The 20,155-nt window shown below is 70.8% G+C and carries 21 protein-coding genes; 7 read left to right on the top strand and 14 right to left on the bottom strand.

The window, feature by feature from the left end; genetic code table 11:
* Positions 1-4: 4 nt before the first annotated feature.
* The 3 genes from AB0B61_RS19330 to AB0B61_RS19320 are packed head-to-tail and all read right to left on the bottom strand — an operon-like array spanning position 5 to position 3,342.
* Positions 5-1,234 (bottom strand): alpha/beta hydrolase, encoded by a 1,230-nt coding sequence (locus AB0B61_RS19330; protein ID WP_358433262.1) that lies wholly within the window; start codon positions 1,232-1,234, stop codon positions 5-7.
* A 60-nt stretch (positions 1,235-1,294) separates the two neighbouring features.
* Complete coding sequence (locus tag AB0B61_RS19325; protein ID WP_358433259.1) at positions 1,295-1,573, bottom strand: hypothetical protein; 279 nt, start codon at positions 1,571-1,573, stop codon at positions 1,295-1,297.
* 29 nt (positions 1,574-1,602) lie between these two features.
* Positions 1,603-3,342, bottom strand: coding sequence for a glycoside hydrolase family 75 protein (locus AB0B61_RS19320; protein WP_358433255.1), 1,740 nt, complete (start codon positions 3,340-3,342; stop codon positions 1,603-1,605).
* A 183-nt stretch (positions 3,343-3,525) separates the two neighbouring features.
* On the opposite strand from AB0B61_RS19320, the gene AB0B61_RS19315 reads away from it, so the two are divergent.
* Positions 3,526-4,506, top strand: coding sequence for an acetylxylan esterase (locus AB0B61_RS19315; RefSeq protein WP_358433252.1), 981 nt, complete (start codon positions 3,526-3,528; stop codon positions 4,504-4,506).
* Between the two features lie 113 nt (positions 4,507-4,619).
* Here AB0B61_RS19315 and AB0B61_RS19310 read toward each other — a convergent pair whose 3' ends face one another.
* A complete protein-coding gene (locus AB0B61_RS19310) occupies positions 4,620-4,907 on the bottom strand; it encodes a Fe-S cluster assembly protein HesB (protein WP_358433249.1) in 288 nt (95 codons plus the stop codon).
* A 123-nt stretch (positions 4,908-5,030) separates the two neighbouring features.
* On the opposite strand from AB0B61_RS19310, the gene fxlM reads away from it, so the two are divergent.
* Positions 5,031-6,188 carry a methyltransferase, FxLD system gene (fxlM, locus tag AB0B61_RS19305; RefSeq protein ID WP_358433246.1) on the top strand — a complete coding sequence of 386 codons (1,158 nt, stop codon included), beginning with the start codon at positions 5,031-5,033 and terminating at the stop codon, positions 6,186-6,188.
* Between the two features lie 16 nt (positions 6,189-6,204).
* Here fxlM and AB0B61_RS19300 read toward each other — a convergent pair whose 3' ends face one another.
* Genes AB0B61_RS19300 through kduI form a run of 3 tightly spaced genes read right to left on the bottom strand, consistent with a single transcriptional unit; the run spans position 6,205 to position 8,528 of the window.
* Positions 6,205-6,972, bottom strand: a complete 768-nt coding sequence (locus tag AB0B61_RS19300; RefSeq protein WP_358433243.1) for an IclR family transcriptional regulator — start codon at positions 6,970-6,972, stop codon at positions 6,205-6,207.
* Positions 6,973-6,986: 14 nt separating this feature from the next.
* Positions 6,987-7,718: an SDR family oxidoreductase gene (locus tag AB0B61_RS19295; protein ID WP_358433240.1), complete on the bottom strand. Its 732-nt coding sequence runs from the start codon at positions 7,716-7,718 to the stop codon at positions 6,987-6,989.
* 3 nt (positions 7,719-7,721) lie between these two features.
* Positions 7,722-8,528, bottom strand: a complete 807-nt coding sequence (gene kduI, locus AB0B61_RS19290) for a 5-dehydro-4-deoxy-D-glucuronate isomerase (protein WP_358433237.1) — start codon at positions 8,526-8,528, stop codon at positions 7,722-7,724.
* An 88-nt stretch (positions 8,529-8,616) separates the two neighbouring features.
* Here kduI and AB0B61_RS19285 point away from each other — a divergent pair, with 88 nt between their 5' ends.
* Entirely contained in the window at positions 8,617-10,263 is a 1,647-nt protein-coding gene (locus AB0B61_RS19285; protein ID WP_358433234.1) for an L-lactate permease, read from the top strand.
* A gap of 52 nt (positions 10,264-10,315) precedes the next feature.
* Here the strand turns inward: AB0B61_RS19285 and AB0B61_RS19280 are convergent, their stop codons facing one another.
* Both AB0B61_RS19280 and AB0B61_RS19275 read right to left on the bottom strand, forming a co-directional pair.
* A complete protein-coding gene (locus AB0B61_RS19280; protein ID WP_358433232.1) occupies positions 10,316-10,951 on the bottom strand; it encodes a copper resistance CopC family protein in 636 nt (211 codons plus the stop codon).
* A complete protein-coding gene (locus AB0B61_RS19275; protein WP_358433229.1) occupies positions 10,924-11,523 on the bottom strand; it encodes a hypothetical protein in 600 nt (199 codons plus the stop codon). The genes AB0B61_RS19280 and AB0B61_RS19275 overlap by 28 nt, the downstream gene beginning before the upstream one ends.
* Positions 11,524-11,608: 85 nt before the next feature.
* Between AB0B61_RS19275 and AB0B61_RS19270 the strand changes: the two genes are divergently transcribed.
* Entirely contained in the window at positions 11,609-11,827 is a 219-nt protein-coding gene (locus AB0B61_RS19270) for a hypothetical protein (RefSeq protein ID WP_357957222.1), read from the top strand.
* 3 nt (positions 11,828-11,830) lie between these two features.
* On the opposite strand, the gene AB0B61_RS19265 is transcribed toward AB0B61_RS19270, so the two are convergent.
* A complete protein-coding gene (locus tag AB0B61_RS19265; RefSeq protein WP_358433226.1) occupies positions 11,831-12,901 on the bottom strand; it encodes a PQQ-dependent sugar dehydrogenase in 1,071 nt (356 codons plus the stop codon).
* Positions 12,902-13,041: 140 nt separating this feature from the next.
* Positions 13,042-15,525, bottom strand: coding sequence for a glycoside hydrolase family 3 N-terminal domain-containing protein (locus AB0B61_RS19260; protein WP_358433224.1), 2,484 nt, complete (start codon positions 15,523-15,525; stop codon positions 13,042-13,044).
* 583 nt (positions 15,526-16,108) lie between these two features.
* Here AB0B61_RS19260 and AB0B61_RS19255 point away from each other — a divergent pair.
* The gene (locus AB0B61_RS19255) at positions 16,109-16,780 is read left to right on the top strand and encodes a lytic polysaccharide monooxygenase (protein WP_358433221.1); all 672 of its coding nucleotides are present in this window, start codon (positions 16,109-16,111) and stop codon (positions 16,778-16,780) included.
* Positions 16,781-16,849: 69 nt separating this feature from the next.
* On the opposite strand, the gene AB0B61_RS19250 is transcribed toward AB0B61_RS19255, so the two are convergent.
* Positions 16,850-17,602: an NUDIX domain-containing protein gene (locus AB0B61_RS19250; protein ID WP_358433218.1), complete on the bottom strand. Its 753-nt coding sequence runs from the start codon at positions 17,600-17,602 to the stop codon at positions 16,850-16,852.
* A gap of 173 nt (positions 17,603-17,775) precedes the next feature.
* Between AB0B61_RS19250 and AB0B61_RS19245 the strand changes: the two genes are divergently transcribed.
* Together AB0B61_RS19245 and AB0B61_RS19240 are read left to right on the top strand one after the other, a co-directional pair.
* On the top strand, positions 17,776-17,916 hold the full coding sequence (locus tag AB0B61_RS19245) for a hypothetical protein (protein ID WP_358433216.1): 141 nt from the start codon (positions 17,776-17,778) through the stop codon (positions 17,914-17,916).
* Positions 17,913-18,533, top strand: a complete 621-nt coding sequence (locus AB0B61_RS19240; RefSeq protein WP_358433213.1) for a pentapeptide repeat-containing protein — start codon at positions 17,913-17,915, stop codon at positions 18,531-18,533. Before AB0B61_RS19245 ends, AB0B61_RS19240 begins: the two co-directional genes overlap by 4 nt.
* A gap of 118 nt (positions 18,534-18,651) precedes the next feature.
* Here the strand turns inward: AB0B61_RS19240 and AB0B61_RS19235 are convergent, their stop codons facing one another.
* Both AB0B61_RS19235 and AB0B61_RS19230 read right to left on the bottom strand, forming a co-directional pair.
* A complete protein-coding gene (locus AB0B61_RS19235; protein WP_358433211.1) occupies positions 18,652-18,930 on the bottom strand; it encodes a hypothetical protein in 279 nt (92 codons plus the stop codon).
* A gap of 75 nt (positions 18,931-19,005) precedes the next feature.
* Positions 19,006-20,148 carry a transposase gene (locus AB0B61_RS19230; RefSeq protein ID WP_358433208.1) on the bottom strand — a complete coding sequence of 381 codons (1,143 nt, stop codon included), beginning with the start codon at positions 20,146-20,148 and terminating at the stop codon, positions 19,006-19,008.
* Between the last annotated feature and the right edge of the window lie 7 nt (positions 20,149-20,155).

Below are 20,155 nucleotides of genomic sequence, written 5' to 3'. Positions count from 1 at the left end.
GCCGTCAGCGGGGGCCCAGGTAGCCGGGTGGCGGGCCCTCGCCGTCGTAGGTCCGCACCGGGCGGCCCGCCAGGAAGGCGCGCAGGACGTTCAGGTAGGGCTTGCCCCGGTACGAGCCGGCCGCCACGTAGGCGAGCTCGGCCCGGGGGAGGGCGGCGCGGTAGTCGGCGGCGGCCGACCAGGTCCGGCGGTCGTGGACGCCCTTGACGATCAGGGCGGGCACGGCCGATGCCGCCAGGCTCTGGCGCAGGCCGTCCGGGGCGGCGCGCTGGGCCAGGCCGGCGTAGCCGCTGCCGTAGGCGGCCTCCACCTCGCGGTCTCCGGCGAAGGCGTGCGCGGCCTGGGGGTCGGCCCGCAGGAGCGTGTAGACCGCGAGGAGCCGCGGCGACGGCGGGGGGGTGAGGCCGAGGAGGGAGGCCGCCTGCGAGGCCAACGGGGAGGCCGTCGCCGGAGGGCCGACGGGTGCCGCCGAGGGGTTGAGCGGCAAGGGGGAGGCGGCCTCCTGGCCGTCGAGCGGGGCCGGGGAGGTGAGGACGGCCTTGGCCACCTGATCCGGGTGCTCCGCCAGGTAGGCGGCGGCCAGCCGGGCACCGTAGTCCTGGCCGATCAGGATCAGCCGCCGGGCGCCGATCTCCTGCCGTACCGCCTCCAGGTCGGCCACGTCGCGGGGCAGGCCGTACCCTCGCGGGTCCGCCAGCCGCGCCGACCGGCCCGCGCCCAGCTGGTCGTAGGCGTACACGGTGTAGCCGTCGGCGCTCAGCCCGGCCAGGAACGCCGAGTCGCCCGCCAGGTCGGCCGCGCCCGGCCCGCCGTGCAGGAACACCACCGGATCCGGCCGCGTGGCCCGCTTGGGGGCCACCCGTACGTAGGCCAGCTCGGAACCCGTCGCCAGCCGCCACTCCCGCTGCCCGGCCACGGCGGGCAGCGGGGCGGAGGCGTCCGGCGGGGCGTGCAGGGTGGCGGCCGTGACCTGCCAGACCACGGCGGCCTCCACCGACAGGATGACCAGGGCCCGCAGCCAGCGCCCCCAGACCGGGCGCGGTCTCGGCACGCACAGCAGCAGGCCGAGGAAGAGCACCGACGCGAACACCGCGAGCCCCGTGACGGCGAAGACGTCCGGCGGGGCGCCGATCGTCGCCATGCCGGCCAGCGCCGCCAGGCCCGCGATCGGCGACAGCGCCAGGATCGCGAGTCCTGTCAGCAGCCGACCGGCCCGTCTGGCGAGAGCACGCACAGGGCGAAACTATCCCAAACCGCCCGTACGGGCAGCCGAAACCGCTAACGGCACCCCAGATCAGGAGAGCGAGTGGCCCAGCCGGAGCCGGAGGTGGCCGTCGCGTGGCGCCATCTCCCGCACCGCCCACAGCCGCTCCTGCACGACGGTGCCCCGGCCGGTCACGTATCCGCCCACCCGGAGCACCGGACGCCCGGTGTCGTCGGTCAGGAGCCGCGCCCGCGACTCCGCGTCGTCGTCGCCGAACACCAGCAGGAAGTCGACCGGATCGGCCGGCGCGTCGAGGATGAGGCCGGGGGAGAGGTGGGTTTCCGGGATCCTGATCACGTGATAGTTCACCCGGATGCCTCTACCCCGGCCGCGCGGTTTCAGTTGTTGTTGAGGAACTGCTGGGCGAGCGTCCTGCCCAGGGTGGTGGCCTGGGTGTGGTTCTCGATGGTCGAGACCTTGGTGCCCGAGCCGGTGAACACGATGTACGTCACGCCGCTGTCGGTGCCGCCGTTGCTCGGGTCCGGGTTGATGCCGAGGTCGGCGGCCGTACGGTAGGACGCCTCACCGATGATGCCCGTCGGCCCGGTGTCACCCATGACGGCGTACTCCACTTGGCCGTTGTAGACGATCGCCACCACCGTCCCGCAGCCGATGCCCTTGGTCCGGTAGTCCCAGATGCTGCTGGCGCTGGGCACCACCATGTAGGCGAGCTGCGCCGCGTTGAGCGGCCCGCCGGAGCTGGTCTGGCAGAACGTCTCGTTCTGGAAGCAGCAGTCGGTGTCCTCGTTGCACTGCGTCGTGCGTACGCCGTCGCAGTCGATGTCCATGTCTCCCTTCCAGAACACCGCGCCGGTCTTCTCGCACACCGCCACCGTCGAAGTGCTGACGTCGGAGTCGGTCTTGTACTTGCCGTTGGAGATCTGGCTGCACGCCGTGACCTTGGCCAGCAGCTGGTCGGCCGTGGGCCCGGTGGTGCCGCCGGTGGCGGTGCCGGTGACCGTGGCGCTGTGGCCGGACTCGTTGCCCGCCGAGTCGACGGCGGTGACCGTGTAGCTGTGGGTGGAGCCGGAGGTCAGGCCGCTGATCGTGGCGCTGGCCGTAGGCGAGGTGGCCACGACGGTGGTGCCCTCGTAGACCTTGTAGCCGGTCACGCCGACGTTGTCCGTGGAGTCGTTCCAGGCCAGCGAGATGCTGCTGGCCGAGGTGCCGGTCACGCGGGGGCTGGCGGGCACGCTCGGCGCCTGGCCGTCCGGGCCGCCGGAGCCGCTGACGGACAGCCGGTCCACGTTCGGGCCGCCGTTGGCGGAGGTGCCGGTCGCGCGGATGGTGTTGACGCCGGCGTTCAGGGTGACGGTGACCTGGCCGTCGGCCCAGGTGTCCCAGTTGCCGGTGCTGGCGAAGTTCACTCCGGCGGCGGCCACGGAGCCGTTGACCGCGATGTCCATCGGCCTCGTCGCCGTGGTGCCGTTGGCGTAGCGGAAGGTCAGGGTGTGGGTGCCCGCGTCGGCCACGCTGACGCTCCACTCGATGTACCCGCCGACGGCGTTGACGTAGTCGACGAAGCCGGTGCCGGTGTAGCCGGTGTGGTTGGTCGCCACGCTGGCCTCCGACAGGGTGGCCGCCTCCGCCTGGTACTCGTTGGCGGGGGCGTCGGCGACCGTGGCCTCCAGGTAGTCGAGGTTCGGGTTGCCGCCCGCGTTCGTCGAGGTGACGCGGATCGTGTTGTCACCCGCGTTCAGCGTCGCGGTGAGCGTGGAGGTGGCCCAGGTGTTCCAGTTGGCGGTGGTGCCGAAGGAGCGGCCGGCCGAGACGACGGTGCCGTTCACCGAGACGTCGGCGGTGCGGGCCGAAGTGGTGCCGTTGGAGTAGCGGATGGCCAGCGTCGCGGTGCCGGCCGCGGGGGCGTTGACCGTCCACTCGGTGTACGGGCCCACGACGTTGTCGCCGTTGACGAAGCCGGTGCCGGAGAAGCCGGTGTGGTTGGCCTCGACGACGCCCTGGACGACGGTGGCGTTCTCGGCCTCGTAGCGGACCGTGGCCGCCCGCGCGGGCAGAGCGGTCAGGGTGGCGGCCAGGAGAGTGAGGAGGGGGAGCAGGATCAGCGGGCGTAAGCGCAAGCGAGCCCGAGCTGGAGAGTGCACGGCTGGCCCTTCTGCCGAATTCGTTAGGAAGGCTTCCTAACAACTGGAGATGGGACCACTCCGTCAAAGCCCAGTCAACCCCGTAGAGGGGCCCAAATAGCGCGAACACCAACAGATGCGATGAAATGGCTCCACCCTCTACGAAGGTTGGAGACCTACGTGGCCCTGTTCGACCTGCCGCTTGAGCAGCTCCGTTCCTACCTCCCTGACCGCGACGAGCCCGCCGACTTCGACGACTTCTGGACGCGCACGCTCGCGGAGGCACGCGAGTTCGACGCGGCGGCGGAGTTCACTCCGTACGACCTGCCGCTCGACTCGGTCGAGGTGTACGACGTCTCGTTCGCGGGCTGGGGCGGCCATCGGATCAACGGCTGGTTCCTCGTGCCGCGCGATGCGGAGGGGCCGGTGCCGTGTGTGCTGCACTACATCGGCTACAGCGGCGGCCGCGGCTTCCCGCACCACCACCTGACCTGGCCCGCCGCGGGTTACGCGGTGTTCGTGATGGAGACCCGGGGTCACGGCGGCGCCAGCCCGGGCAGCCCCGGCGTGACCGGCGACCCGTACGGTGGCGACCATGCCCAGGCCCCCGGCATGATGACCCGCGGCATCCTCAACCCCGACCAGTACTACTACCGGCGGGTCTTCACCGACGCGGTCCGCGCGGTCGACGTGGCCGCCGCGCACCCGGCCGTGGACGCCTCGCGGATCGTCGCCTCGGGCGGCAGCCAGGGTGGCGGCATCGCGCAGGCGACCGCCGCACTGCACCCGGCGATCAAGGCGGCGCTGATCGACGTGCCGTTCCTGACACACTTCCGCCGGGCCGTGGAGATCACCGACCGGGACCCGTACCAGGAGATCGTCCGGTTCCTGTCCACCCGGCGGGAGAGTGCCGACCAGGTGTTCCGCACGCTGTCGTACTTCGACGGCGTGAACTTCGCCGCCCGCGGGCAGGTGCCCGCGCTCTACTCGGTGGCGCTCATGGACCAGATCTGCCCGCCGTCCACGGTCTTCGCCGCCTACAACCACTGGCGCGGGCCGAAGGAGATCAGCGTCTGGCCGTGGAACGGCCACGAGGGCGGCGGCGGCTTCCAGAACGAGGAGCAGATCCGCTACCTGCACAAGCTGTTCGCCGGCGCCTGACCGGTACAGCCTGACGAACCACTGGTCCGGTACGGCCCGACGAAAGGTGCGTACCGGACCGGTGGTGGTCCGTTTCAGCCGGCCTGGCCGCTCGCCAGGCCGATATGGCCCGTCTAGACGGGCTGGTCGGTCACCAGGAAGGACACGGAGCCCTGGTCGTCCGCTCCCGCGTCCAGAGACTTGTCCTCCAGGACGGTCGCGGCCACCGGGTCGAGGTACACCCGCGCGCCCTCGGCCTCGACGACTTCGTCGGCCGGCTCCGGCGCGGTGGCCAGGGAAAGGGTCAGCGAGCTCGAGCCCTCGCCCTGGGACGAGATGCGGATACCGCTCTGCGCAGGCTCGGGCGCGGCCGCGGTCAAGTCGCGAATCGCCTGGGCTGCGTTGTTTGTCAGGGTGAGCACTACGGCTCCTCCTCACGATCGACGTACATGAACTGCCTGCCCTTCCCTCATTGGGCCGGTCAAACCTCCTGACTCGAATTCTTTGCCAGGCATTCTTGCCCGCTCGCGGGAATCATCTCGGGTATGGAGTTCGACGAGTACCGCGAGGCCATGGTCGCCCAGCTGCTCGAACGCGGGGAGGTGAGCGAGCGGGTCGCGGAGGCGTTCCGGCTGGTCCCGAGGCATCGGTTCCTGCCGGACTTCGACCCGGAGGCGGCCTACCGGGACGAGCCCATCGTCACCAAACGCGACGCGGAGGGCCGGCCGATCAGTTCCTCCTCACAGCCCGCGATCATGGGCATCATGCTCGACCAGCTCGACGTCCGGCCCGGCCACCGGGTGCTGGAGATCGGCGCGGGCACCGGCTACAACGCCGCCCTGCTCGCCCACCTGGCCGGGCCGGAGGGCCGGGTGGTCAGCGTCGACATCGACGCCGACGTGGTCGCGGCGGCGCGGCGGCATCTCGACGCCGCCGCCTATCCCGAGGTGAGCGTCGAGTGCGCCGACGGCGCGGCCGGCTTCCCGGAGGCGGCGCCGTACGACCGGGTGATCGCCACCGTCGGCGTGTGGGACCTGGCCCCGGCCTGGCTGGAGCAGCTGGCGCCCGGCGGCCGGCTCGTGGTGCCGCTGGACCTGCGCGGCGTGCAGGTGTCCGTGGCCATGGAGGACGCCGGCGACCACTGGTCCAGCCGGTCGGTGGAGCCCTGCGGCTTCATGCGGATGCGCGGCCCCTCCGCCGGGCCCGAGGTCACGCTGATGCTGGACGGCGATGCCGACCTGGCGCTCACGCTGCCCGAGCCGCGCGAGGTGGGCGACGTCCTGGCGATGCTGGACGAGCCCGTCGCCGAGGTGGCCGCCGACGGTGTGGCGCCGCTGCCCCGCCTGTCGCTGATGGGCGGCGGGGTGGGCCTGTGGCTGGCGCTGCACGAGCCCCGCTGGGGATCCTTGGCCGGGCGGCTGCGGTGGGCACCGGTGACCAGCCGGGGCTACGGCATGACGGTGGGCATCGTCGGCCGGGACGGTCTGGCCGTACTGGCGGCCGAAGGGGAGCTGCGCGCCCGCGGGTACGGGCCCGGCGGTGCGGCGCTGGCGGCGGAGCTGATCGCGCACGTCCGGGCGTGGGACGCGGCGGGCCGCCCGGAAGCCTGCGACCTGCGCATCGACGCCTACCTCGGCCCGGCCCCGGAGGGCGCGGCCGTCATCGCCAAGCGGCACACCAGCCTGGTGCTCAGCTATGACTGAATATCCACCGGGCCGCCTAGCCGGTGAACAGCTCCATCGGGGCGCCCAGGGTGCGGGAGACCTCGTGGGCGGTGGCCGCGACCAGCGGGCCGAGCTCCTGGGCGTCCGCCACCGACAGCTCGTGGGTCAGCGTCGAGATGCTCACGCCGGCCACCACGTGCCCCATGTGGTCGAAGACGGCCGCGGCGACGCAGCGGATGCCCGCCTCGTTCTCCTCGTCGTCGATCGCGAAGCCGCACTCCCGTATCCGGGCCAGGTGGCGGCGGAGCGCGGCCTGCGTGGTGATCGTGGCGGGCGTGCGCCGGGTCAGCCCGGTGCGGCTGGCGATGCCGGCCACCTCGTCGTCGGACATGGCCGCGAGCATCGCCTTGCCGATCCCGCTGGAGTGCAGCCACAGCGACATGCCGACGCGCGAGGGCATCTGGTAGGGCTTGCGGCCCTCCAGCTTGGCGGCGTAGACGGCCTCGTCGCCGTTGAGCACGGCCAGGTGCACGGTGTAGCCGGTCTGGTCGTGCAGGCGCTGCAGCACCGGCGAGGCCTGGCGTACGGGATCGAAGCGGGCCAGCATCCGGCCGGCCAGCGTGAGGATCTTGGGACCCGGCAGGTAGCCGCCGGCGCCGTCGGGCCGGGCGAAGCCGTGCTCGGCCAGCGACTGCAGGATGCGGTGGGTCGTCGACTTGGGCAGGCCCGTCGCTGTCGCGATCTTGGTGACGCTCTCGTGCTCGGCGAGGGCCTCCAGCACCCAAAGCGCCTTGTCGATGGCGGTGCTCGGCCTGGGGTCCACCCGATCAAGCATACTCAGCGGGCCAGCCAGCCGCCGTCCACGACGAGCACGTGGCCGGTGACGTAGTCGGAGGCGCGCGAGGCGAGGAACACGGCCGCCCCCTCCAGGTCCGCGGGCTCGCCCCAGCGCCCGGCCGGGATCCGCGACCGGATCTCCCGCTCGCGCCCTGAATCCTCCCGCAGGGCCGTGGTGACGTCGGTGGCGATGTAGCCGGGGGCGATGGCGTTGACCTGCGCGCCCCGTGGCGCCCACTCGTTGGACAGCGCCTTGGTCAGCCCGGCCACCGCGTGCTTGGCCGCCGCGTAGGACGCCACGTTGATCCCGCCCTGGAACGACAGCAGCGACGCGATCGAGATGACCTTCGTGGTGCCGTGCTCCAGCAGCGCCTGGCTGAGCACGTACACGGCGTCCACGTCGACGGCCATCACCCGCCGCCAGTCGTCCAGGCTGGTCGAGCCCCGGCTGATCGTGCCCGCGTTGTTGACCAGGATGTCCACCTCGCCCTGGGCCAGGACCGGCTCCAGCGCGGGCCTGATCGCGGCCGGGTCGCCCAGGTCGAGGACGAGCTTGCGTACGTCTGCGCCGAGCGGCTTGACCTGGCGCTCGGTCTCGTCGAGGTCGTCGCGATGGCCGTGCAGGATCAGGTCGGCCCCGGCCCGCGCGAGGCCGACCGCGATCGCCCGGCCGATCCCCGACCGCGCCCCGGTGACCAGCGCCGTGCGGCCGGTGAGCGAGAACAGCTCCATCCGTCACCGCATCTCCGTGATCGCGACCTGGTCCATGTCGTCGAACGCCTGGTTCTCCCCGGCCATCGCCCACACGAACGCGTAGCTGCGCGTGCCGAACCCGCAGTGCACCGACCAGCTCGGCGAGATCACCGCCTGCTCGTTGGCCACGATCAGGTTGCGGGTCTCGTCGGGGCGGCCCATCAGGTGCACGATCCGCTCGTCGCTCGGCAGGTCGAAGTACAGGTAGACCTCGGTACGGCGGTCGTGGGTGTGGCACGGCATGGTGTTCCACATGCTGCCGGGCTCCAGCACGGTCACGCCCATGACGAGCTGGCAGCTGCGGATGCCGTCGAGGTGGATGTACTTGTAGATGGTCCGGTCGTTGGAGCCGTCGGCGCTGCCCAGCCGTACCGGATCCACGTCCTTCAGCCGCGCGTGCGTGGTCGGGAACGTCTCGTGCGCCGGGGCGGAGACCAGGTAGAACGTGCCGCGCTCGAACGTCACCTCGCGCGCGCCCCGGCCGACGTACAGGCAGTCCTTGGGGTCCAGCTCGTACGGCACGCCGTCGACCTCCACGGTGCCCGTCTCCCCGATGTTGATCACGCCCAGCTCGCGGCGCTCCAGGAAGTGCGCCGACCGCAGCGGGTCGAACGCCGCCAGCCGGGCCTTCCCGCTCGGCCTGACCCCGGCGACGACCATCCGGTCCTGGTGGGTGTAGACACCGTCCACCTCCGGCCCGAACAGGCCCTCGACGAGGTAACGGGCGCGGAGTTCCGCGGTGCCGAAATGGCGGATCTGGTCGGGTGCGGTGGGATGCCGTATTTCCATCTCTTCCCTCCGGTTGTTCGGCGTCCTACGATCCTAGACACGGAACACTGTTCTATCCAATGGAACGCCCACCCCCCGGAGGCGCGCGGTGTACCAGCAGAACTTCAACCCCACCGGCTCCCTATGGTTGTCCGCCCTTTTGGCCGCCCTGCCCCTGCTCGCGGTGCTGGTGCTGCTGGGCGTCTTCAAGTGGAAGGCGCACTGGGCGGGCATCTCCGGCCTGGTCGTCGGCTTCCTGATCGCGATCCTGCCCTTCGCGTACGGCATGCCGGTCGCACAGGCGCTCGACTCCGCCCTGTACGGCGCGGCCAGGGCGGTGCTGCTGATCCTGTGGATCACGTTCAACGCCATCTGGATCTACAAGATGACCGAGCGCAGCGGCCACTTCGCGGTGCTGCGCCGGGCCTTCCAGGGCATCAGCGACGACAAGCGGATCACCGCCATCGTCATCGCGTTCTCCTTCGGCGCGCTCATCGAGGCCCTGGCCGGCGGCGGCTCACCGATCGCCATCTGCGCCGTCATGCTCATCGCGCTCGGCTTCGAGCCGATGCGCGCCGCGGTCATCGCGCTCATCGCCAACACCGCGCCCGTCGCCTTCGGCGGCATGGGCAACCCGATCACCATCCTGGGCAGCGTCACCGAGCTGCCGCCCGAGCCGTTCGGCGCGATGGCGGGCCGGCAGACCGCGTTCATCGCGCTGCTCGTGCCGTTCATCCTGATCTTCGTCGCCGACGGGCGGCGCGGCCTGCGCCAGGCGTGGCCCGCCGCGCTCGTCGCCGGGCTCAGCTTCGGCGTCACGCAGATCCTGATGTCCCAGGTGAACTACCTGCTCACCGACATCGCGGCGGCCCTGGTCTCGGCGATCGTGCTGGTCGCGTTCGGCAAGATCTGGAAGCCGGCCGAGACGGTCGGGTTCACCCCGACCCCCACCCCGATCGCGGGCGGGTCCGTGGACGACCCGGCGTTCGTCCGCACCCACGGCCGCCCCGGCGGCGACACCACCGGCGACAAGATCGCGGCATTCGCCCCGTACGCGATCATCATCGCGCTGTTCTCCATCGCGCAGATCCCCGCGATCAAGACCTACCTCGCCGGCTTCACCGTCAAGCCCGCCTGGCCCGGGTTCGACATGGTGAACCCGGCGGGCAAGGCCGTGCCCGTGGTCTACGAACTGCCGTGGGCCTCGCACCCGGGGACACTGCTGTTCGTCTCCGGGCTGCTCACGCTCCTCGTGCTGCGGATCAGCCCGGCCTCGGCGCTGGCCACCTACGGGGCCACGATCCGGCAGTTCGGCTGGGCCATCGTCACCATCCTGTCGGTCTTCGCGCTGGCCTTCGTCATGCAGTTCTCGGGGCAGATCCAGACGCTCGGGCTGTTCCTGGCGGGCGCGGGCGCGTTCTTCGCGTTCCTGTCACCGCTCGTCGGCTGGTTCGGCGTCGCGATCACCGGTACGGACGCGGGCGCCAACGCCCTGTTCGCCAAGCTCCAGACCACCGCGGCGGGCCAGCTGAACATCCCGCCGGAGCTGTTCGGCGCGGCCAACAGCGCCGGCGGCGTCATGGGCAAGATGATCTCGCCCCAGAACCTGGCCATCGGCACGGCCGCGGTCGGCCTGGTGGGGGAGGAGGGCAACCTGTTCCGCCGGGTGATCGGCTGGAGCGCCGTGCTGCTGCTCATCCTCTGCGTGCTGGTGTTCCTGCAGTCGACGCCGGTGCTGGGGTGGATGGTGCCCTGACACCGGGTGGGTCGGCTACGGCCTGTACGTCCCGGTAGTCCGGCCGGTACGTCTACGGTCCCGCCGGTACGTCCGGTTGCTCCGTCGGTGCGGTCGGCTGACCGGCCGGGCCGACGGGGCTGTCAGGGTCGCTGGGCCCGCTTGGGCCGCTGGTTCGTCTGGACAGCAGCCAGACCGCCAGGCCGGCCACCACCAGCGCGGCGAGTCCGCCCCAGAGCCACCCGGGGATGCCGCCCCCGTCCTGCGCCGCAGCGGCAGGTCGGGTGCTCTCCGCCGAGGTGGCGGGTGCGGCCGGGGCGGCTTCGGTGGCGGACGCCGTCGTGCCGGCCGCGGCGCCCTTCACGGTGAAGGGGATCTCGCCCTCGATCGGGTGGCCGTCGGACGAGACCACCCGCCAGGCGATGACGTACGGGCCGCCCGCCAGTTGGGTGGGCACGGCGGTCCGCACCTTGGGGCCGTCGGCCTGCGGCTCGCCGAGCTGGATCGTCTTGCCGGCGGCGGTGCGCAGCACCACTAGCGGGAAGCGGACGCGGGAGGAGTACTCCAGCTCGATCGTCTCGACGCCGGACACGGTGGCGCCCTTGGCGGGTGAGCTGCTCTTGAGGCTGTCGTGGGCGAGGGCGGCGGGCGCGGTGGCGGCAAGGAACAGCCCGCACCCGATCACCGCCACGAGGGTTCTGCGAAGCACCAGGGTTCTGGGAAGAAGGATAGGCAAGGTGGACTCCATGACGAGGGAAGTGTTGGCGATTCGGTGACTCCCCTCGTGGGAGGCCCTCTGCGTGGCTCCGCGGTCGCGATCTGGACCGTGATCGACGGCCGCAGCGGCGCCCGCGCCGGAGCCCGGCGTATCGGAGCGAGGGCGGGAACCGGGCGAAGCGGGCGCGGCAGGGCGAGCCGGGGGCGGCCCGCCAGGCGCAGCATGAGCCAGAACGCGCTCTCACCCCGATGCAGCCACCAGCCCGTCAGCACCGCGATCGTCAGGTGCACCAGCGGCATGCCCACGGTCAGATGCGCGTGCCCGCTGCTGGGCGTGGTCACCCCGAACAGCTGATGCAGCGCCACCTGCGTGCCCACCGTGGCGCCGAACACGACCTCGGGGCCGCGCTCGTGCCCGCCCAGGCCGTACGCCAGGCCGAGTGCGCCCAGCCCGCCCAGGACCATGACGCCGGGCGCGACCGCCGCGCCACCCGCGAAGGCATGCCCGGCCGCCGTCACGGCGGCACACACCACCGCGAAGACCAGAGCCCGGGCGAAGCGCATGCGCCCATCCTTCCAGCCTCGGGGCACGCACAACCTACTTGCCAGATATATGTACGGCGGGAGGGGCCGTCTTTACTGTGAGGGCATGTGCGATCTGAGTCAGCAGGAAAGCCGGGACCTCAGCGACACCCTGAGCAAGATCAACAGCCTGGCGGGGCAGGTGGAGACACACCGATCGAGCATCGAGCAGACCGCGTACATGGACCACGAGAACCTGGCCGCCCTCCTCTCCGATCTGGAGCGCCAGGTGGGCTCCGCGCGGGCCTGGGTGGTGGCCAAGCCCCAGGAGCACGCCGGACACTGACGCTCAGGGCGTGCCAGTGGGGGGAATGCGGATGATGCGGTCGTCCTGGGCCACCGGGGCGCCGCGCCCGTCGCGGTTGCTCGTCGTCACCCACAGCCATCCGTCCGGACCCACCGCGGCCGCGCGCAGCCGCCCGTAGGTGCCCCGCAGTTCGGCGACCGGCGTCCCGGCCCCGCCGGCGCTCGTCAGCGGGACGGTCCACAGCCGGGTCCCGCCCAAGGCGGCGGCGAACAGCGTGCCGTTGGCGTACGCGAGCCCGCTCGGCGACGCCTCGGCCGTCGACCACGTGACGATCGGGTCGCGGAAGGACGGGTTGCCGCAGACGCCCTCGCAGGTGGGCCAGCCGTAGTTGCCGCCCGCGACGATCCGGTTGATCTCGTCCCGGGTGTTCTGGCCGAACTCACTGGCGTACATCCTGCCCTGCGCGTCCCAGGCCAGCCCCTGCACGTTGCGGTGGCCGTAGCTGTAGACCCGGGAGCCGGCGAAGGGATTGTCCGCCGGGACGCCGCCGCTCGGCGTCATGCGCAGGATCTTGCCCGCCGGGGTGTTCAGGTTCTGTGCGTTGGCGGTGTTGCCGGCGTCGCCGGTGGACACGTAGAGCTGGCCGTCGGGGCCGAAGGCGAGGCGGCCACCGTTGTGGATGGAGGCCCGCGGCACGCCGGAGAACAGGACGTTCTGGGTCTGCGGCGCGGTCAGCCGGAACCGTACCAGCCGGTTGTCGCTGCTCGTGCTGAAGTAGGCGTAGACCCACTGGTCCTGGGCGTACGTCGGCGACACGGCGATGCCGAGCAGCCCGCCCTCGCCGGAGGCGGCGACCCCGTTGACGGTGGCCACCCGAACCGGGGTCTGTCCCGGGCGTACCTGGAGAATCCGGGCGGTGCCGCGCTCGGAGACCAGCGCGCTGCCGTCGGGCAGGAAGGCCAGCCCCCACGGCACCTGCAGGCCGGTGGCGGACGCCTGCGCCCGGGAGTAGTCGAAGCCGCCGATCGCCTGCGCGGCGGTGGGGCTCGTGACCACGAGTCCCACGGCGGCCAAGAGAATCATGATCAGGGACGGGGTCGTTCGCGCGCGCATGGCGGGCTCCTTGACCGATCTGTCGAGATCATCGTCAATGACGGGGGACTCGTACGCTACGCAGTTTTCGACGCGTCAACAATGATCTGATCCACCACCTGTCGCGGTGCCTGCCCCGCGAGCTGCGCGTTCGTCGCCTCCTACGATGTAATTTTCAACGCGCAGGCGTAGCCGGATGGCAGGTGAGTGTCGCCGGCCGGGCGACTGGCCTGGAAGCCGAAGGACGTGCTCGCGCCGGGCGCCAGCGTCCCGTTGTGCGCGGCGTTGCCCGCCGTGACGGCCTGGCCGCTCACCGTCAGGGCGGCGTTCCACGACCCGGTGATCTGGTGGCCGGACGGCAAGGTGAAGGTGACGCCCCAGCCGTTCGCGGCGCTCGTGCCGGTGTTGGTCACCGCCGCCTGGATGACGTACCCGGTGCTCCACTGGCTCTGCGCCGTCGCGGTGACCGTGCAGCCGCCCGTCCCGCCGTCGGCGCGCGTGGTCACGGTGACCGTCCCCGAGCGCGGCGAGCGGTTGCCGGCGGCGTCCTTGGCGTAGACGGCGAAGGTGTGGGACGTGTTCGCGGCCAGGCCGGTGACGGTGGCCGTGGCGGTCGCGGCCGTGGCCACCGTCGTCTCGCCCGTCGGCTGCACTCGGACCACGTCGTAGCCGGTCACGCCCACGTTGTCGGACGAGGCGGACCACGACAGGCTCGTGGACGAGGAGGTGATCTCGGACGCGACCGGGGTGCCGGGCGCGGTGGGCGGGCTGGTGTCGTCCTGCGGCTGCCCGTATGTCAGGCCGAAGCCGTACGGAAACAGCGGCGTCTTGCCGTCGCCCGTGTTGATCGGCTGCTGGGCGGCGCCGCTCATCCAGGTCACGGGCAGCTTGCCGGTGGGCTGCGCCGTGCCGAACAGGACGTCGGCCACGCCCTGGCCCTCGGTGCCCGGCAGCCAGGCGGCCACCAGGGCATTCCAGTTGGGCAGCTGGGCCGCGATGTCGAGGGGGCGCCCCGAGACCAGTACGACCACGACGGGCACCCCGGCCGCGCGCAGGGTGGCGAGGGTGTTCAGGTCGGTGGTGTCCAGGCCCAGGCCGCCCGGTCGGTCGCCTTGGCCTTCGGCGTACGGCGTCTCACCGACTACGGCGATCGCCACGCGGTAGGAGCCGTCGATGCCGCTGCCGTCGCGGCTGTAGGTGACGGTGGTGGCCGAGCCCGCGCTGTTCCTGATGCCTTGCAGGATGGTGGTGCCGGGGGTGATGGCGCCGGACGAGCCCTGCCAGGAGATCGTCCAGCCGCCGCTCTGGTTGCCGATGTCGTCCGCGCTCTTGCCCGCCACGAAGATCTTGCCGCCCCGGGCGAGCGGCAGGATGTTCCCGCCGTTCTTCAGCACGACCTGCGACTTGGCCACCGCCTCGCGGGCCAGGGCGCGGTGCGCCGAGCTGCCGACGGTCGCGGTGTAGGACCGGTCGGTCAGCGGTTTCTCGAACAGGCCGAGCTCGAACTTCTTTGTCAGAATGCGCCGGACCGCGTCGTCGACCCGGGCCGTGCTCACCCGGCCCGCCTGCACCTCGGCCCGCAGCAGGTCGATGAACTGCCGCCAGGCCGTCGGAACCATCACCATGTCGATGCCGGCGTTCACGGCCGTGCGCACGTCGAGCGCGGAGGTGCCGGCGGCGCCGTCGATCTGGTCGATGCCGTCCCAGTCGGAGACCACAAGGCCGGAGAAGCCCAGCTCGCCCTTGAGCACCGTGGTGATCAGGTACTGGTTACCGTGCAGCTTGGCGCCGTTCCAGCTGCTGAACGAGATCATCACCGAGCCCACCCCGCGCTCCACCGCGGCCTTGAACGGCGGCAGGTGGATCGCCCGCAGGCCGGCCTCGGACAGCTGGGTGTCGCCCTGGTCCACGCCGCCCGTGGTGCCGCCGTCGCCGAGGTAGTGCTTGGCCGTGGCCAGCACGGAGGCGGGACCGTTCAGGACGGTGCCCTGCAGGCCGGTCACGATCGTGGCCATGGACGAGGCCAGCTCGGGCGTCTCGCCGAAGGACTCGTACGTGCGGCCCCACCGGTCGTTGCGTGCCACGCACAGGCAGGGCGCGAAATCCCAGTCCACGCCGGTGCCGGAGACCTCCTCGGCCACGGCCCGGCCGACCCGCTGCGCCAGCGCGGGATCCCGGGTCGCGCCGAGCCCGATGTTGTGCGGGAAGATCGTGGCGCCGCCGACGTTGTTGTGGCCGTGCACGGCGTCGGCGCCGTACAGGATGGGGATGCCCAGCGGCGTGGCCAGGGCCGCGTTCTGGAAATTGTCGTACATGTCCGCCCAGGCCGCGGCCGTGTTCGGGGACGGCCCGGAGCCGCCGCCCGACAGCACCGAGCCGAGCCGGTACGTCGTGACGTCGGCGGCGCTGACCGAGCCGCGCTCGGCCTGCGTCATCTGGCCGAGCTTCTCCTCCAGCGACATCCGGCCCATCAGGTCGGCCACCCGGGTCGGCACGGGCAGGCTCGGATCCTGGTACGGGTACGCTGCCGACGCGAAAACGGCCGGCCCGGCGCCCGTGGCGGGTCCCCCGGGAACGCCCAGCACGGCGGCGACCAGCAGCGTCACGGCCGCCCGCGCCGTCCATCTCATGCTCGCGTTTCTCATGGCCCGCCATTCTTGGTCAGTGCGTAGAGTCTTGGAGATCGATATTGGGAGCGCTCCCAATATCGACTCTAGGCCAGCGCTCCGCCATTTCCCCTGCCCGCTCGCCACCCCATCCCGGCCCGCCTGCTTGCACCAGCGGAAACAGCCGAGATCGGGTGAAACTTTCACGTGACACTTTTGGCGGCCCGATGCGCGGCGCAGGCACTGTTGCTTTCCCCTGGCCCACCCGAGCACCAGCGAGCAGTTTTCGGTGTCTATGTGGCCAATTCTGGTGAAAGAAAATCTTGCGGCAGATATTCACCAGAAGACGCCGATAAAGCTTTCATGACGCTTTCTTCCAGGACTGCGACGAGAGGGCGTCGATCGGCGGCTGAAACTTTCACTCAAACTCGTAACATCACCGGCTCGGCCACGGAACTGCCTTTCCGCTGCTCGCCCCCCGAATCGACCGCGGCACGCCTGCGACGGCGACCATGTTGACTCTCACCTTTCATTGTCTTCACTTATGCAGTCATCTACCGTCGCCGCCATGCAGGAGCGCTCCCAATAACCGAGACCCCCACCGGAAAACGGAGACCGCACCATGCCCCACGCCCGAGTCCGTACACCGCGCTGGGCGCTCCGCGCCCTGGCCCTACTGCTGTTCGCGGCGACGCTCTACGCCATCTCGCCGGCTGGCACCGCTTCAGCGCATGGATCCGTCGTCGACCCGGCATCCCGCAACTACGGTTGCTGGCTGCGCTGGGGCAGCGACTTCCAGAACCCCGCCATGCAGCAGCGAGACCCCATGTGCTGGCAGGCATGGCAGGACAACACGAACGCCATGTGGAACTGGAACGGGCTCTACCGCGACAACGTCGGCGGTAACCACCAGGCGGTCATCCCCAACGGCCAACTGTGCAGCGCGGGCCACACCCAGGACGGCCGCTACCGGTCCATGGACACGCCAGGCGCCTGGACCATGACGAACCTCGGCAGCACCTTCAACATCCGCCTGAACGACCAGGCCAGCCATGGCGCCGACTACATCAGGGTCTACATCACCCGCCAGGGCTACAACGCCACGACCACCGCCCTGGGCTGGAACCACCTGGAACTGGTCCGCGAGACCCCCAAGTACGCGCCCAGCCAGACGTACATGATCAATAACCTGACCGCGGGCGGACGCACCGGCCGCCACGTCATCTACACGATCTGGAAGGCTTCGCACATGGACCAGACGTACTACATCTGCAGCGACGTCAACTTCACCTGAGCTTGGGCGCGGCCCGGACTCCGGCGGAATGCGCCGGCAACGGCCCGTGGCCTCCCGGTTCGTCCGCTTCTAGGAGCCCGAGTTGACGTAGTGGCGGACGAGCGGCCCCAGGTAGTCCACGTACGTGCCTTTGAGGCCTGCCACCTCGGCCGGGGAGCGGACGAAAGCGATCTGCTCCAGTTCCGGATCGCGCCCCTGCGCCGCCTCGGCGGACGTCAGAGCGGCGAACCGCTCGCGCAGCAGCGACGCCGGCCGGTGCGGGGCCAGGAACACCACACCCACGCTCCCGTTCTCGCAGCGCGCGACCAGCCACAGGGACAGCTCACTCGGCGCTGTGCCGAGGCCGGTCTCCTCGGCCAGTTCCCGAGCGGCGTGCCAGCGGAGGGCCGCCGTATCGAGGCCCGCACCCTCGGCGGGCGGTTCGACCGCTCCACCAGGTAGCTGCCAGCGACCAGGAGTGGCCGTCGACGCCGACATCCGCCCCACCAGCAGCCTCCCATCATCAGTCGCCGGTTGCGCGACAGTGACGAAAAGAGACGGCAGCCACGAGGTGGCCCCCGGAACCCGCCCCAGAGCGCGGTGCCGGTAAGTCGTCCTCGCCCAGGTGAGAACCAAGCTGTGCGGCCCATCCCGATCCAGCCCCGCGCACGCTACCACCGGCCCATCGAAGAGACAGGGGTTGGCCTGGACCGCCTCCTCCCACAGGCGATCCATGGCCGCCCGCTCAGCAGGCGGCACCCACGGCGCGGCGTCCTCGATCAGGCGGAGCCGGCCGACTTCCAGAAGACCGACCTCGCCAGGCCGCGGCAATGGCTCGTTCACCGACTCATGCTGGCACATCACGACCGACACCAACGGCGGACCGGGCGCGAAGAAACCCCCGGGCCAGCGGTCCCTTGCTACGCGGGTCGGCGGTGTCTTGTTGCGCGGGCCGGTGCGGCGGATTCTGTCGGTGACGCGTGGGAGGCTCGCGGGGACGCGGAAGGAGGGCTTACGTGGACACCCGCGCAGATGGTCCGATGGGCTGGATGGCCGAGCAGGCCGAGGTAGGTCGGCGGCGACTTCTCGTCGGGCCGGACCAGAGACGTGTGGAGTCGCCCGTGGTCGTCGTCGAGCCGACGGAGGCCGCCGGATGACGGCCGGCCGCAAGCACGGCCGGTCAGCGCCCCCGACCACCACGACGGTCCGCTCGGCCGACTGGGACGGTCGCGAGCTGACCCAGGAGACCTACCATCGGGTCCTGTTCGTCGACGTGGACATGACGGAGCTGACCAACACGGGGTGCGTCTTCGAGGAGTGCACGTTCAGCAGCGTCCGTTTCAACGTGTCCGTGCACGAGGACGCGATGTTCCTCAACTGCACGTTCTCGCGGTGCTCGTTCTTCGACACGACGTTCAAGGGATGCAAGCTGACGGGCAGCATGTTCGACGGCTGCTCCTACGGGCTGCTGAAGGTCGAGGGCGGCGACTGGTCGTTCACCGGCCTGCCCGGCGCCGACCTGCGGGGGAGCGCCTTTCATGGGGTGCGGCTGCGCGAGGCCGACCTGACGGGCGCCCGGCTGGAGAAGGCCGAGGTGCTACGGAGCGATCTTTCCGGGGCTTGGCTCAGCGGCGCGGACCTCACGGGTTGCGATCTGCGGGGCAGCGACTTGTCCGACCTGGACCCGTCGACGGTCACACTGAAGAAGGCGATCATCGACTCCTTCCAGGCGACCGTCGTGGCCACCGCACTGGGCTTCGACGTCCGCGCTTGACGCGCTCCCGGGGATTCTCGCCCGTGCCGCATGGGTTCATGCGGCACCTTCGCGGTGCGCCGCGCGAAGGCTCTGTCCCGCCGAGGAGCTCGTTGACCGCCATTACGTGAAATGTCGCCTAGGTCAAGCGGCAATTGTCCCCGGACAGGTCCCCATTCCACGAGAAGACGCTGGGGCAGGAGTAGGTGCCCTTGGCTTCACCGAACCTGATGACGACGGTGACCTGGTAGAAGCCGGAGCCGCCGCACACCCAGCCGCTCAACTTGAAGGAGTCGCCGTTCGACGTGCGGGTGCCGGAGAAGCACTCGTGTGATCCGTCCGCGCGGGCGGGGGCAGCGGTCAGGGCCACGACCAGCAGAGCGGCGCCGGTTGCGGCGGCGAGGCGTTTGAGGGGCATGCTGTCAGCTTCTCAGCCGTAAGCGACCGAGCTTGCAGTTCCTCGCCGTCGATGGCTTCGATGGTCTGGTCCGCGTCAGGCAGCGTGACTGACTGCCCAGCCCGCCTCACCGCGTGCGGCGATGTTGCGGGCTGCGTTGACGTCGGCGTGCTCAGCGAAGCCGCACGACGTACACGAGAAACAGGCTTGATCGAGCCGGTTGTTGCGGTCCACATGCCCGCACGAGGAGCACTGCTGGGAGGTGAAAGCCGGATCGACGTGGATGACGGCGACCCCGGCCCGGGCCGCCTTGTAGCCGATGAACGCTCCCAGCTGGTGGAAGCTCCAGGAATGCAGCGTGACCCGCTGGGGCTTGCGAAGCCGTACCCGGTCCCGGATGCCCTGGAGGTCTTCCAGAGCGATCCCTCGGCCGGTGCGTTCTGCCTCGGTCACGATCTGCTTGGCGATGACATGATTGGTGTTGGCGGCGAACCGCGCTTCTTTACGACGGCGCCGCTTGAGCAACCGCTTGGCGGACTTGGTGCGCTTGGCCTGCAACCGGCGGCGCAGCTCGCGGTGGCGGTGCCGGACCGCGTTCAGCCCCTTGCCGCAATGACGGGCTCCGTCGCTGGTGGTGGCGATGTTGACGATGCCCAGATCCACCCCCAGGAAGGCGTCCGGGTCCTTGATGCGGGGCTCGGGCAGGTCGCAGGTCGCGATCAGGAACCACATGCCGTCCCGGTAGAGCAGATCGGACTCGCCCTTGCGGTGTGCCGACAGGGTCTTGAGCTGTTCGGCGGACGCGGTGAACTGAAGGTTCTTCAGCCTCCCGGCCACCGACCAGATCGACACCGTCCGCGCGTCGATCTGCCAGGACAGGCAGCGGTCGTCGAACGGCTGGGCGGCCTCAGCGCGGAAGACGATCGGCGTGGATTCGGCCCGTACCCGGCGGGCAGAGCCTGCCTTGCCCAGGTTCCCGGCTCGGATGTTGGCATGCAGGGTGGCGTAGGCGTCGGCGACCTTCTTGATGACGTGCTGCGCGGCCTGGGCGGCCAGCCCGTAGCCGTCCTTGATCTGCGTGTAGGTGTGCTTACGCAGGTCATAGTTGCGAAACGTGCGCAGGGCGTGGGCTTGGCGGGAGACCTGGCAGGCGGCCGCGTTGACCGCGCGCAGGGTCGCCTCCAGCGCCGCCGCCTGCTCGCGCGTCGGCAGCAGCTTCACCTGCACCACCAGCCTCACAATCGAA

This window comes from Nonomuraea sp. NPDC049158 (genome assembly GCF_040648335.1).
Lineage (GTDB): Bacteria > Actinomycetota > Actinomycetes > Streptosporangiales > Streptosporangiaceae > Nonomuraea.
The sequence above is the reverse complement of the archived record's forward strand: the minus strand, read 5'-3'. Positions and strand labels throughout refer to the sequence as shown.